Genomic DNA, 12,370 nt, shown 5'->3' on the forward strand with positions numbered 1-12,370 from the left:
CGGAGGGAATATGGAAAAGGTACAGGTGCATGCCGACAACGGCAGCTATGATATCCTGATCGGCGATGGGGTCTTAAACGACGAATACCTGAAGCAATTTGAAAAATATGCCGTCGTTACGGACGACGTCGTCTATGATTTATATGGTGAGCGCTTTTCCGGCGCGGATGTGATTGTGCTGAAAGCAGGGGAAGAATCCAAAAGCATGCAGAATCTGGAGATGATCTACGACCGCCTTATGGATTTCGGACTGGACAGGAACAGCGTGCTTGCCGCAGTAGGCGGCGGTGTGGTGGGCGATATCTGCGGTTTTGCGGCCGCAACCTTCAAACGGGGCGTCCGTTTCGTACAGTACCCGACTACGCTGCTTGCGCAGGTAGACAGCTCTGTTGGCGGAAAGGTCGCGGTCAATTTGAAAAGCGGAAAGAACATGGTGGGGGCATTTTACCAACCTTGCGCCGTCTTTGCCGATACGGCCGCGCTGCATACGCTCGATGGAAGGCAATACGCGGCAGGAATGTCCGAAGTCATTAAATATGCGTATATCGCAGATGCCGGACTACACCGCACGCTGTTGCAGGAGAAGGTAAACGTAACCGCAGTTGTAAAGCGCTGCTGCGAGATCAAGACGGATTATGTACAGGAAGACCCGTACGATACGGGGATCCGTATGCAGCTCAATTATGGCCACACGATCGGCCATGCGATCGAAACGGTAGCCGGGTATGGTACGTTTTTACACGGCGAGGCTGTCGCTATCGGTATGGTATGCGCGGCCTACCTCGGAGAGCGGCTCGGCATTTCGCCCAAGGGCCTGATGCACGATACGATATCCCTGTTGCGAAAATACGATTTGCCTGTTATGCTGAAACAGGAACTTTTGGAGCATGCGTTACAGATCTTGTTAAAAGACAAAAAGGCAGAGGGCAAGGATATCCGTTTTGTACTGATCGATCAGATCGGACATGCGGTTCTGAAAAAACTGCCGGCAGAATGGATACAAAAAACAATAAAGGAAATGAAAGTATGAAGCAAATCACACCGTCGGTATTATCCGGCAGCATCAAGGTGATCCCTTCCAAGAGCATATCTCACCGCGCGCTCATTTGTGCGGCGCTTGCCCCGGGGATATCCTCGTTGAAAAATATTGCTTTTTCCGACGATATCAAGGCAACTGCACAGGCCCTTTGCGACATGGGGTTTTGCGAATACGACGTGGTGGACAATATTTGTGTCGTTTCCGGCGGGCTGCACAAGGAATGTAAAGAGGTGATCGACTGCGGGGAATCCGGATCGACGCTGCGTTTTTTACTGCCGTTGGCCCTCGATGGAAAAAAACACTGTTTTACCGGGCATGGCCGCCTTTTGCGGCGCCCAATGGACGGGTACGACAAGATTTTTGTGCGCAATCATGTGCTTTTTGAAAAAAATGAACAGAGGATCGAGATTTGCGGGGAATTATCGGGCGGGGAATATGCATTGCCGGGGGACGTATCCTCGCAGTTTGTTTCCGGCCTTTTGTTCAAGCTCCCGACCCTGTTCGATGATTCCGGGATTCATATTACGACCGAGCCGGAATCGCGGCCGTACATCGATATTACACAGGATGTACAGAGCAACTTCAAGATCCGAAGCCGTTGGGTGGGGAACAGTATCGAGATATCGGGAAGGCAGGGTTATGTCCCCAATGACATGGAAATAGAAGGCGATTATTCCCATGCCGCTTTTTTCGCAGCGGCGGCAGCGATTACCGGAAAAATAACAATCCGGGGACTCAAACAGGATTCCAAGCAGGGCGATAAAGCAATCATGGGAATACTGAAATGTATGGGAGCGGAAATTTCGGAGAATGAAGACGAGGTCACGATCGAAAAAGCCATGCTCAAGCCGATAGAAATCGATGTATCACAGATCCCGGACCTGGTGCCGGTGCTCGCGGTTTTAGGCTGCGCGATAGAGGGGAAAACAAGGATATACAATGCGGGCCGGCTTCGTTATAAGGAAAGCGACCGCCTGCATGCTATTACAACGGAGCTTGAGAAGCTGGGCGCGGACATTATCGAATACCAGGACAGCCTTGTCATCAACGGAAGCGGAAAGTTAAGCGGCGGCGAAGTGGACAGCCACAACGACCACAGGATCGCAATGGCGCTTACCGTGGCCTCTTGCATCGCGCGGGACGATATTATCCTCGGCGGTGCAGGCAGCGTCAGCAAATCGGCGCCGGATTTCTTTGAAGAATGGAAAATCGTGGGGGGAAAAGTGCGATGAGTGCTACCTTTGGAAAGATATTAAAAACGACGGTCTTTGGCGAATCTCATTCTGCGGCGATCGGCGTGGTGATCGACGGACTGCCGGCGGGGATGGAAATCGACGAGGCGCTTGTACGGGAAGGGATGAGACGGCGTGCACCCAATAAGAGCGACGCTTCGACTAAACGAAGCGAGCCGGATCTCTATGAGATCGTGAGCGGTTTTTTCAAGGGCAAAGCGACGGGAACGCCGCTGTGCGCGATCATCAGGAACAAGGATACGCGTTCGCAAGACTATGAAAAGACCGCCGCCTTGCTGCGCCCGGGACACGCGGACTATACGGGAATCGTAAAATATAACGGCGCAAACGACTATCGCGGCGGCGGCCATTTTTCCGGCAGGCTGACTGCGCCGCTCGTTTTTGCAGGCAGCATCGCCCGGCAGTTTCTGGATCAAAAAGGGATCAAGGTGGGGGTGCGTATCCGTTCCATTGCGGATGTAGCGGATCAAAAAGAATTTGCGCCCGGTTTGTTTGAACAAGTTGAAAAAAAAGATTTCCCGGTAGTGGACGACACGGCTGGAGAACGAATGCGTGAAGTGATCGCGCAGACGCGCCTTGAAGGCGACTCTGTTGGCGGCGTGCTTGAATGTGTGATCGGCGGCGTCCCGGCAGGACTGGGGGAACCGTTTTTTGACAGTATGGAAAGCAGGATGGCGCACATGATGTTCTCCATTCCTGCAATCAAGGGAATTGAATTTGGCGATGGGTTTGCCATCACGGTCATGCGCGGCAGCAAGGCCAATGACGTTCCGGCCATGGAAGACGAAAAAGTTACCTTCCAAAGCAATCATAACGGCGGGATAAACGGCGGGATCAGTAACGGTATGCCCATCGTGTTCCGCGTGGCTGTAAAGCCGACCGCTTCTATCTTTAAACCGCAGGAAACCCTCAACATCAAAACGATGAAAAATGAAACATTGCAAATACATGGACGACATGATACATGCATTGCACTGCGCGCGGTGGAAGCAGTCAAATGCGCGGCAGCCTTGGTGGCCGCCGACCTTTTTTTGGAGGCGCAGCATGACTGAACTGGAAAAATTGCGTAAGCAGATCGATGCGGTAGATCAAAGGATCATTGACGCGTTCATAGAACGACTGGGCATTGCACAGGGGGTGGCGGAATACAAAATCAGGCAGGGCTTGCCCGTGCTTGACCGTTCACGCGAGCGGGACGTGCTCAAAAAAAGGCGTGAAATGGCGCACGGTGCGTCGCTTGATACGGATATTGACCGCTTGTTTGAGCTGCTGATGAAAATCAGCAGGGAACACCAGGCGAGACAGATGCAAAAGCAAAAACCTGCCCGATCCAAAGTGGATTGTAAAGGTATTGTCGGCTATCAGGGCGTTCGCGGGGCCTACTCCGATCTGGCGCAGCACCGCTACTTTGCGGATGGTGTGCGCAGCAGGAGCTTTCCTTCCTTTGAAGGCGTTTTTCAAGCGGTAACGGATGGAGAAATCGAATATGGCGTGCTGCCTATCGAAAATTCGTATGCGGGCAGCGTGCAGCAGGTTTACGACCTTCTGAACCAATATGACGTAAAAATCGTTGGCGAGCAGATGATCCACATCGAAAATGCTTTGCTGGGCGTGCCGGGAGCGGCGATCGATGGGATCAGGGAAGTATATTCACACGACCAGCCCTTTTTGCAGTGTGCGGAATATTTGAAACGCCACCCGGACTGGAAGCAGATACCCTATTATAATACCGCCGCAAGCGCAAGGTATGTAGCGGAATGCGGGGACAAGGCAAAAGCGGCGATTGCGAGCAAATATGCCGGGCAAATTTATGGGCTGGAGGTGTTGGAGCCCTCCATCAGTACGAGCGGGGAAAATTCGACGCGTTTTATTGTGATCGGGGCACAGCTTCTGAAAGATGCCGCGGCAAACAAGGCGAGTATCGGTTTTGTATTGGAGCATAAGCCGGGCGCCCTTGCGCGCGTACTCAACGCATTTGCACATTTGCACCTCAATATGGTAAAGATCGAATCGCGACCACTGCGAGATAAGAATTTTGAATACCGTTTTTATGTTGACTTTGCGGGCGCGGGGATCGCGCAGCAGCTCGACCATGCATTGGAGGAGATCAAGCCGTATTGCGCGCAGCTGCGGCTGCTCGGCGTCTATAAGAACGGGGAGCAGGAATGATGGGAAATATCTACCTGACGGGAATGATGGGCTGCGGAAAAACAGCGATAGGGCGCAAAACAGCACGCAAGACCGGAAGAAAATTCCTAGATATTGACGCATGCATCGAAAAAGAAACGGGCAGTACGATCACGCATGTTTTTGAAACCCTGGGGGAAGCGGCGTTCCGTAAAATGGAAACGGATATGCTGCGCAGGATCGCCGTGAAAGAAAAGGATGCCATTGTTTCGTGCGGCGGTGGGATCATATTATCGGATGAGAATATCGATTTGATGAAGCAAAGCGGCGTGATTATTTATATCGAGCGGGATATCGAAGAGATCGCGGGGAGCGTCAGCATCAAAAACAGGCCCGTTTTGCGGCAGGATAGGGATAATATAAAAAGGGTATTTGAATCAAGGCGGCAGCGCTATGAATCATCCTGCGACCGCAGTATCCTGAATAACGCATCGATAGAAGAGGCTGCGGATCTATTGATCGCGCAGCTCAAGCTGTGAGAGGACAGCCGCATAGTCTTTTTGTCCGGGCATGATCCCGCAAAATTTTTCAAAAGCATAGAATGCCTGCCAGATCAGCATGCCAAGGCCATTCATTGTCTTTAAGCCGCGCGCGCCTGCATGTTTTAGCAACGTTGTTTGGGGAGGGCTGTAGATCAGGTCGCACACCACGGCGCAAGAGGGCAGCAGGTCAATAAAATCAAGCGTTTCAAAGTCATGGCCGGCGCCGCTCATACCGAGCGGCGTCGTGTTGACGAGCAGGCCGCATTGTGGCATATACTCGCTGATGTTGCTAAGGGAGTCGGAAGCAGCGCCGTAAGGGCGTGCCATAGCTTGTGCCTTTTCAAGGGTGCGGTTTACCACACAAATACTTTTTGCGTTTTTTTGCACAGCGTCTGCACACAGCAAGCCTGTCACAGCGCCCGCACCGATGAAAACGATGTTTTGGCCACTATAGCCTGCACCCAGCTGTTGCAGGGAGGAATAAAACCCTTGTGCATCCGTAGAGTATCCGGAAAGGCCGTTTTCTCCTACGACGACGGTATTCACGCCGGTACGCGCTTCCGGTGAGACATATGCCAAATGGGGCAGGATGTCCTGCTTTAATGGCATGGTGATATTAAAACCGCAGATGCCGCGCTCCTGGATTTGTGAAAGGAACCCGGAAAGGCCGTTATGGTCGACGGGGTAGGCGTCATATTTGCAGTCCAGGCCGTAACGCTCATACAATGCGTTATGGATTGCGGGCGATAAACTGTGTGCGATCGGTTGGCCGATGACGCAGTATTTTTTTGTCATACTATCAATGATCCTTTCAGTTATGCTATAATGAAAACGATTCAAAAAAATTATAACACAATTTTGAAGTCAGGTAAAAAGATGAAAAAGATATTGATCATGAACGGGCCGAACCTGAATATGCTGGGCATCAGGGAACCGGGCGTATATGGAAGCATGTCCCTTGGGGATATGAACGATTTTATCCAGGCGCAAGCGAAGGAGCAGGCGTATAATGTTGAGCTGGAATTTTTCCAGTCCAACCATGAAGGGGTAATGATCGACAAGCTGCATGAATGTTATGGCAGGAAAGACGGTATCGTATTGAATGCCGGAGCCTACACCCATTACAGCTATGCGATCCGGGACGCGATTTCATCGATCGGGATCCCGTGCGTGGAGGTGCACCTTTCCGATATCCACGCCAGGGAAGGATTTCGTCACGTTTCCGTCATCCAAGAAGTTTGTTTGGCGCAAATCTGCGGTATGGGCGTAAAAGGGTATATCGAAGCCTTAAAAATCCTGTTGGAGGAAGAAAAATGATACATGATTTGGCAGAAAAGGTAAGGATGAACAATGGACAGGGCATCCCCGGGTTTGGGCTGGGGGTATTCAATGCGGCAGGGGAGGAAGTTTATCGCGCCGTTCGCTATGCGCTTGACGCGGGCTACCGCCATATCGACACAGCCACGCTTTATGGAAACGAACAGGATGTGGGCCGTGCGATACGCGACTGCGGCCTGCCGCGTGAGGAGATATTTTTGACGACAAAGTTATGGCCGACAGATTTTGACGACCCGCAGCAGGCCTTCGATTTGAGCATGCGCAAGCTGGACTGCGGCTACCTTGACCTGTATTTGCTGCACTGGCCGGGCAAAGAAGAAACGCGGCGTTTAAAGGCATGGGACTTTATCCAGGGTCAGGTGGAGAAGCAAAATATCCGGTCGGCAGGGGTATCTAATTTCCTTGTCCCGCATCTTAAGGGCCTGGAGGAAAAAACAGGGACGGTACCCGCGAACAACCAGATCGAATTTCACCCGTGGCATCAGCAGCGGGAGGTGTGCGGTTATTGTAAGGAGCGGGGGATCGTCGTGACGGCATGGGGGCCTATGTTCCACGGGCATTTGAGCGAAGAACCGCTCATGGCGGAGATCGGCGAAAAGTATGGCAAAAGCGCGGCACAGGCAACGCTGCGCTGGGCGCTGCAAAAGGATATCGTCATCATCCCAAAATCGGTCAAAAGGGAGCGGATCATCCAAAACGCGGATATTTTTGATTTCACGATTTCTGATGAAGATATGCGCGCTATCGACGCGCTGGACGGAAAGGGAAGCTATTCTTTTGACGCTACATCCTTTGACGGCGATGTAGACGCGGAACGTTCAAAACAAAACTAATCGATAAAAAAACTGCGGTGCTCATGCACCGCAGTTTTTGTTTTGCGTCTGGGAATGGAATTAATACATTCCACCGGGCATTCCGCCGGGAGCGCCGGCAGGCATAGCCGGTTCCGGAGCAGGGATATCCGTTACCACACTTTCCGTTGTCAGCAGCATCGCGGAAACGGAAGCAGCGTTCTGGACAGCGCTGCGCGTTACCTTGGTAGGATCGATGATACCGACCTTGATCATGTCGACATATTCGCCCTTTGCAGCGTCGAAGCCATATGTTTTGGATTTTTCAGCATTGATTTTTTCAACGATGATGCTGCCTTCAAGACCCGCATTCGCAGCAATCTGGCGAACAGGTTCTTCCAAAGCGCGCAGCACGATCCTAGCGCCTGTCTTCTGGTCGCCTTCGAGCTGGTCGATCAATGCGGAAATCTTATCGCTCACTTTCAGCAGGGCGGTACCGCCGCCGGGAACGATCCCTTCCTCAACAGCCGCACGCGTAGCCGCAAGCGCGTCCTCGATTCTTAATTTCGTTTCCTTCATCTCTGTTTCCGTCGCAGCGCCAACGCGGATAACCGCTACGCCGCCGGCAAGCTTTGCAAGCCTTTCCTGCAATTTTTCCTTATCGTAATCAGAAGTCGTTTCTTCGATCTGTGAGCGGATGGACTTGATGCGTGCAGCGATGTCTTCCTTGTTGCCCATGCCTTCCACGATAACCGTATTTTCCTTGTCGACCTTGACCTGTTTTGCATGGCCGAGCATATCGACCGTAGCATCCTTAAGGTCGATGCCCACTTCTTCGGAAATCACCGTGCCGCCTGTCAGGATAGCGATATCCTGCAGCATTGCTTTTCTCCTGTCGCCAAAGCCCGGAGCCTTGACCGCAACACAGTTAAATGTGCCGCGCAGCTTGTTGACAACCAAAGTTGCAAGCGCTTCGCCCTCGACATCTTCCGCGATGATGAGGAGCTTTTTGCCTTGCTGTACGATCTGTTCCAGAACGGGGAGCAGATCCTGGATATTCGTAATTTTCTTATCTGTGATGAGGATGAGCGGATCGTCTAAAACCGCTTCCATTTTATCTGTATCCGTTACCATGTAAGCGGAAGCATAACCGCGGTCAAACTGCATACCTTCGACCACTGCGAGCTCTGTCTGCATCGTTTTGGATTCTTCAACAGTGATGACGCCGTCGTTTCCGACCTTTTCCATTGCCTGTGCAATCAGGGAACCGATTTCTTCGTCAGCAGCGGAAATGCTTGCAACCTGCGAGATCGCCTTGGAGTCCGCGATCGGCTTGGACATCTCCTTGAGGCCCGCAACAGCTGCTTCGGAAGCCTTCAAAATACCTTTTTTGATGCCCATCGGGTTTGCGCCTGCGGCGACGTTCTTAAGTCCTTCGCGGATGATCGCCTGTGCGAGCAGGGTAGCTGTCGTCGTGCCGTCGCCGGCTACGTCGTTTGTTTTTGTAGCAACCTCTTTTACGAGCTGTGCGCCCATGTTTTCAAAAGGATCTTCCAGTTCGATTTCCTTTGCGATGGTAACGCCGTCGTTTGTGATGAGCGGGGAACCGAACTTCTTATCGAGAACGACGTTCCTTCCCTTTGGCCCTAATGTTACCTTGACTGTATCAGCAAGCTGATTGACACCGCTCTCAAGAGCACGGCGCGCTTCTTCTCCAAATTTCAATTGCTTTGCCATAATTGTTTTGCCTCCTTCTTATTTTACAATAGCGAGAATGTCAGACTGGCGGACGATCACCAATTCTTCGCCATCTAGCTTCACGTCTGTACCGGCATACTTGGAATACAGAACCTTGTCGCCTTTTTTAACTTCCATTTTGATCTCTTTCCCGTCGACAACGCCGCCGGGGCCGACTTCGACCACTTCTGCGACCTGGGGCTTCTCCTGTGCCGAACCAGGCAATACAATACCGCTCTTTGTTGTTTCTTCCGCTTCGACAGATTTGATGACAACTCTGTCGCCTAAAGGTTTAATAGTCATATCCATGCCTCCTGTAAATCATATTTTTTAAAATTCTTGTTAGCACTCGAAATTGGTGAGTGCTAATATTGCTATCCTTATGATATATATAATCATGAAATAAATCAAATAACGAAATTAAAACAAAAATACCATAATTTAATGTTATTGAAGAATAATGATGTATATCTCTTGAATACTGCTAAAATCTCTTTATTTCTTATGAAAATGCTTTCGACGTTAAAAGATGAAACCATGTAAAATAATGTATAACGGCAAATCATATCGACTATTATTTTTATCATGTAATATGAAGGGGATTAATATGGATAAGTGGGATAAACGTTTTATGGATCTCGCGGGAGAGATCGCACACTGGTCTAGCTGCTATAAGCCGAACCGCAGCGTAGGGGCGGTCATCGTGAAGAATAAGCGGATCGTTACGACAGGGTACAATGGTGCGCCTGCGGGAATCGACAGCTGTAAGGAACGCGGCGAATGCCTGCGCAACAACCTGGGGATCGCCTCCGGTGAGCGTCACGAGCTTTGCTATGCGATCCATGCGGAGCAGAACGCGATCATCCAGGCAGCGAAGCTGGGCGTTGCGATCGACGGCGCGACCATGTATTGTACACACCAGCCGTGTTCGATTTGCGCCAAGATGATCGTCAATGCGGGAATCCTCCGTGTCGTTTATAAATATCCCTATCCGGACGACTTCGCAAAGAAAATATTTGAACTGGTGGATATGCAGATCGAGCAATATCAGGATTAGGGGATATAGGGAGGTTTTTATGGTCGTAAAAGAAATTGCTGGCTTATTGGATGCTGAATTCCTTTGTGGGGAAGATAAAGCTGGAATGGAGATCATATGCGCGTGCGGGGCGGATATGATGAGCGATGTGCTTGCTTTTACAAAGCACGATGCTATTTTGCTGACGGGCCTCGTCAACAACCATGTGATCAGGACAGCGGAAATGATGGATATCCAATGCGTCCTGTTTGTACGCGGAAAGCGACCGCCGGAGGAGATCATAGATATGGCAAAGGATCGTGATATGGTTCTTCTGGCCACAGAGAAGCCGATGTTTTCGGCCTGCGGGGTACTTTATTCAAGCGGTATCAAGGGCGGGATGCGGGAGGTATAATTATGATCTACTCCCAGGAATACGATGTGGCAAAAGATGATTTTGTCGCAGCGGGCGAGGTGTCCGCGGGGATCAAGAGCAAGCTGAAAAAAATGGGCATCGATCCCATGCTGATCCGCAAAATAGCGATCGCCTGTTATGAAGCGGAGATCAATATGATCATACACAGCTATGGCGGGCAGATGAAGTTGAACATCGACGACGATGGAATTGAGATCATATGCGAGGACACAGGCCCGGGCATCCCGGACATCGAGCTTGCGATGAAGGAAGGCTATTCCACGGCGTCGGATACGGTGCGTGAGATGGGTTTTGGCGCAGGTATGGGGCTCTCGAACATCAACAAGAACAGCGACCATATGAACATCGAGTCGAGCCCGGCAGGGACAAAGCTGACGCTCAAGTTCCTGATGTAGCTTGCACATACTCTGAAGAAGAGGGTTGTTATGGAAAAATATTTTCATTCGGTGCGTCTGGAAAAAGAAAAGTGCTCCGGATGTACCAATTGTATCAAAAGGTGCCCGACGGAAGCGATCAGGGTACAAAAAGGAAAGGCAAAGATATTGGCCGAGCGCTGCATCGACTGTGGCGAATGTATCCGCGTTTGTCCTTACCATGCTAAAAATGCGGTGACGGATCCGCTTTCCAGTATCAATAATTACAAATATAAAATTGCGCTGCCCGCTCCTGCTCTGTATGCGCAGTTCAAGCTGCTCGATAACAGAGACCGGGTCGAGCGCATCCTGACGGCCTTAAAATCAATGGGCTTTGACGATGTGTTTGAAGTGGCGCGCGGGGCGGAAATCTGCTCCAAGGCGATTGCGGAAGAATTGAGGACGCGGAACAAACGGCCGCTGATCTCGTCCGCCTGTCCCGCCGTGGTGCGCTTGATACAAGTCAATTTTCCGGAGCTTCTTGACAATGTCGTCAACGTGGACGCGCCTGTGGAAGTAGCCGCTAAGGTCGCAAAACGTGAATTTGCCGAAAAGAATAATGTGGATATTTCGGAGATCGGGGCTTATTTCATTACGCCGTGTCCGGCAAAGATGACAAGTATTAAATCACCCTTGGCAAAGGAAAAAAGCGACGTCGACGGCGCGATCTCCATCCTTGAAGTATATGGTTTGCTGGCGGGACAGCTCAAAACCGTTGAAACCAAACGCTTTGAGGGCGAAAAAGCCTCCGCCAAAGGTATCGGATGGGCAAATAGCGGCGGGGAGGCGTTCGCGATCGGCGAAAAGAACGCGCTTTCCGTGGACGGCATCGCAAATGTCGCGCGTGCCCTTGAGGATATCGAGAACGACAAACTGAAAGACCTGGATTATTTTGAAGGGCTGGCGTGCATCGGCGGCTGCGTCGGCGGCCCGCTGGTATTTGAAAGTTCATTTGTCGCACAATCCCGCGTCAATACGATATGCGATATCGTAGGGCTTGACCAGGGGGTGGAAAACCATGCCGAAGAGTATGCAAAAGAAGGCGTTGCTTCAACGGTCAAGACGATCGAGCCGCTGGATGTTATGAAGCTGGACGACGACAGGATGGTCGCACTCAAAAAAATACAGCAGATCGACGAACTGCTGGAAAAGCTGCCGGGTATGGATTGCGGGAGCTGCGGCGCGCCGAGCTGCCGGGCGCTTGCGGAAGATATCGTAAGGGGACATGCAACGGAGATGGATTGCGTCTTCATGCTCAAAGAAAAGGTGCGTTACCTGGCGGAGGAAATGGTGGATCTCGCCAGTAAGGATAAAGTAAGAGGGGACGGAGAAGAGGAATGACAAATGCGCAATTGGCACAGGAATTGGGACTGAAACTGCTTACGGCAGGGGTGGACGAAAAGGCAGAAGTGACTGACGGTTGCGTGTGCGACCTGCTTAGCTGGGTGATGGCGCGCGGCGAAGCCGGTATGGCATGGATCACCGTGCAAACGCACCTGAATGTCGTCGCCGTCGCCTGCCTGCATGATTTTGCATGTGTGATCATCCCGGAAGGGATCGAGGTGCCGCAAGCGACGGTCGATAAGGCGGCGGAGGAAGGGATCGCGATCTATTCTTCGGCGAAAACGGCGTATGACTTGTGCTGCGGGCTGTGTAAGCTTGGGATAGGACAATAGCTT

15 protein-coding genes are annotated in these 12,370 nt (G+C 51.3%); 12 read left to right on the forward strand and 3 right to left on the reverse strand.

Annotated features, from left to right (window positions below; translation table 11 throughout):
* The first annotated feature begins 10 nt into the window (after positions 1-10).
* The 5 genes from aroB to BN6471_RS08840 are packed head-to-tail and all read left to right on the forward strand — an operon-like array spanning position 11 to position 4,958.
* Entirely contained in the window at positions 11-1,030 is a 1,020-nt protein-coding gene (aroB, locus tag BN6471_RS08820) for a 3-dehydroquinate synthase (RefSeq protein ID WP_066647867.1), read from the forward strand.
* Complete coding sequence (aroA, locus tag BN6471_RS08825) at positions 1,027-2,271, forward strand: 3-phosphoshikimate 1-carboxyvinyltransferase (protein WP_066647870.1); 1,245 nt, start codon at positions 1,027-1,029, stop codon at positions 2,269-2,271. Before aroB ends, aroA begins: the two co-directional genes overlap by 4 nt.
* Positions 2,268-3,344, forward strand: coding sequence for a chorismate synthase (gene aroC, locus BN6471_RS08830; protein ID WP_066647873.1), 1,077 nt, complete (start codon positions 2,268-2,270; stop codon positions 3,342-3,344). The genes aroA and aroC overlap by 4 nt, the downstream gene beginning before the upstream one ends.
* Positions 3,337-4,461, forward strand: coding sequence for a bifunctional chorismate mutase/prephenate dehydratase (locus tag BN6471_RS08835; RefSeq protein ID WP_066647876.1), 1,125 nt, complete (start codon positions 3,337-3,339; stop codon positions 4,459-4,461). The genes aroC and BN6471_RS08835 overlap by 8 nt, the downstream gene beginning before the upstream one ends.
* Positions 4,458-4,958, forward strand: coding sequence for a shikimate kinase (locus BN6471_RS08840; protein ID WP_066647879.1), 501 nt, complete (start codon positions 4,458-4,460; stop codon positions 4,956-4,958). The genes BN6471_RS08835 and BN6471_RS08840 overlap by 4 nt, the downstream gene beginning before the upstream one ends.
* Here BN6471_RS08840 and BN6471_RS08845 read toward each other — a convergent pair.
* The gene (locus BN6471_RS08845; protein ID WP_066647882.1) at positions 4,932-5,756 is read right to left on the reverse strand and encodes a shikimate dehydrogenase family protein; all 825 of its coding nucleotides are present in this window, start codon (positions 5,754-5,756) and stop codon (positions 4,932-4,934) included. The two genes, BN6471_RS08840 and BN6471_RS08845, sit on opposite strands and share 27 nt — an antisense overlap.
* An 81-nt stretch (positions 5,757-5,837) precedes the next feature.
* On the opposite strand from BN6471_RS08845, the gene aroQ reads away from it, so the two are divergent.
* Both aroQ and BN6471_RS08855 read left to right on the forward strand, forming a co-directional pair.
* Positions 5,838-6,278, forward strand: coding sequence for a type II 3-dehydroquinate dehydratase (gene aroQ, locus BN6471_RS08850; protein WP_066647885.1), 441 nt, complete (start codon positions 5,838-5,840; stop codon positions 6,276-6,278).
* Entirely contained in the window at positions 6,275-7,132 is an 858-nt protein-coding gene (locus tag BN6471_RS08855; RefSeq protein WP_066647888.1) for an aldo/keto reductase, read from the forward strand. The genes aroQ and BN6471_RS08855 overlap by 4 nt, the downstream gene beginning before the upstream one ends.
* Positions 7,133-7,192: 60 nt before the next feature.
* On the opposite strand, the gene groL is transcribed toward BN6471_RS08855, so the two are convergent.
* Positions 7,193-8,827: a chaperonin GroEL gene (gene groL, locus BN6471_RS08860; protein WP_066647891.1), complete on the reverse strand. Its 1,635-nt coding sequence runs from the start codon at positions 8,825-8,827 to the stop codon at positions 7,193-7,195.
* An 18-nt stretch (positions 8,828-8,845) separates the two neighbouring features.
* Positions 8,846-9,130 (reverse strand): co-chaperone GroES, encoded by a 285-nt coding sequence (locus tag BN6471_RS08865; RefSeq protein WP_066647898.1) that lies wholly within the window; start codon positions 9,128-9,130, stop codon positions 8,846-8,848.
* Between the two features lie 304 nt (positions 9,131-9,434).
* Here BN6471_RS08865 and BN6471_RS08870 point away from each other — a divergent pair, with 304 nt between their 5' ends.
* The 5 genes from BN6471_RS08870 to BN6471_RS08890 are packed head-to-tail and all read left to right on the forward strand — an operon-like array spanning position 9,435 to position 12,367.
* A complete protein-coding gene (locus tag BN6471_RS08870; RefSeq protein WP_242861855.1) occupies positions 9,435-9,884 on the forward strand; it encodes a deoxycytidylate deaminase in 450 nt (149 codons plus the stop codon).
* 19 nt (positions 9,885-9,903) lie between these two features.
* Positions 9,904-10,257, forward strand: a complete 354-nt coding sequence (locus tag BN6471_RS08875; RefSeq protein WP_066647903.1) for a DRTGG domain-containing protein — start codon at positions 9,904-9,906, stop codon at positions 10,255-10,257.
* A 2-nt stretch (positions 10,258-10,259) separates the two neighbouring features.
* Entirely contained in the window at positions 10,260-10,673 is a 414-nt protein-coding gene (locus BN6471_RS08880) for an ATP-binding protein (protein ID WP_066647905.1), read from the forward strand.
* 30 nt (positions 10,674-10,703) lie between these two features.
* The gene (locus BN6471_RS08885; protein ID WP_066647907.1) at positions 10,704-12,032 is read left to right on the forward strand and encodes a [Fe-Fe] hydrogenase large subunit C-terminal domain-containing protein; all 1,329 of its coding nucleotides are present in this window, start codon (positions 10,704-10,706) and stop codon (positions 12,030-12,032) included.
* The gene (locus tag BN6471_RS08890; RefSeq protein WP_066647909.1) at positions 12,029-12,367 is read left to right on the forward strand and encodes a hypothetical protein; all 339 of its coding nucleotides are present in this window, start codon (positions 12,029-12,031) and stop codon (positions 12,365-12,367) included. Before BN6471_RS08885 ends, BN6471_RS08890 begins: the two co-directional genes overlap by 4 nt.
* Positions 12,368-12,370: the final 3 nt, after the last annotated feature.

Origin of the sequence: Christensenella timonensis (genome assembly GCF_900087015.1) — a bacterium.
GTDB lineage: Bacteria > Bacillota > Clostridia > Christensenellales > Christensenellaceae > Christensenella > Christensenella timonensis.